This is a genomic window from Streptococcus sp. GMD4S, assembly GCF_000296955.1.
The window spans coordinates 1-689 of sequence record NZ_AJRE01000357.1 but is presented as its reverse complement, the minus strand read 5'-3'; the positions used below and the strand labels follow the sequence as shown (position 1 = coordinate 689).

General features: G+C 39.8%; 2 protein-coding genes. One reads left to right on the top strand and one right to left on the bottom strand.

Translation table 11 applies throughout. From position 1 onward, the window contains the following. Positions 1-266 (top strand): PhoU domain-containing protein (locus GMD4S_RS09885; RefSeq protein WP_000329256.1); only part of this gene is annotated, 266 nt, incomplete at its 5' end. Positions 267-363: 97 nt separating this feature from the next. On the opposite strand, the gene GMD4S_RS09880 is transcribed toward GMD4S_RS09885, so the two are convergent. Then, positions 364-660 carry a hypothetical protein gene (locus tag GMD4S_RS09880; RefSeq protein ID WP_000840145.1) on the bottom strand — a complete coding sequence of 99 codons (297 nt, stop codon included), beginning with the start codon at positions 658-660 and terminating at the stop codon, positions 364-366. Between the last annotated feature and the right edge of the window lie 29 nt (positions 661-689).

The window sequence follows — 689 nt, the reverse complement described above, 5'->3', positions numbered from 1 at the left end:
TTTATCAAGCAACAACTGCATTTATCAAGGATGCCCTTGATAGTGTGGAAAACAATGATATTGAAAAAGCTCAGAGTCTGATTGAACGCCATAAAGAAATCAACAATATGGAACGTGTTCTCAGAAAGACCCATATCAAACGCCTTAACAAGGGTGAGTGTTCTACACAAGCTGGAGTCAACTTTATCGACATCATTTCCCACTATACTCGTGTGTCTGACCATGCTATGAACCTAGCTGAAAAGGTTATCGCTGAACAAATCTAATAAACAAAAAGCTATCCTGAATGGGATGGCTTTTTTCGTCTCCTCATCAAGAATTTCTTTTCTGACATATAAAAAAATGCTTTGATTCACAATGGAATCAAAGCATTTTAAAGAGTTCTCCAAACATGATAGCAGAAACTGCAGTGCCTCTATACTTGGCTTCTTCTCTTTTGATAAAGCGCGCCAAGTTGATCAATTCAGGTGCTGGGTATTTGGGATTGATGAGCAATTCACGATTGACAAGTCCTGAGAGACGGACTGCTAGTAATTGCTCATTTGTAGTGGGTAGTTTTTTAGCAGTCTCTAGGAGAGCAGCAACTAAATCTTCACTCAAACCCTGACGAGCATGGTTGTAGAGATCTCTTATAAGGCTTTCTAGGTTTGGTTCTGCCATCCCGACCACCTCCCTTATGCTTAATAATG

What these genes read in the sequence shown, in the direction of transcription:
- GMD4S_RS09880 (WP_000840145.1), bottom strand. Translation starts at nt 660, where the DNA reads ATGGCAGAACCAAACCTAGAAAGCCTTATAAGAGATCTCTACAACCAT.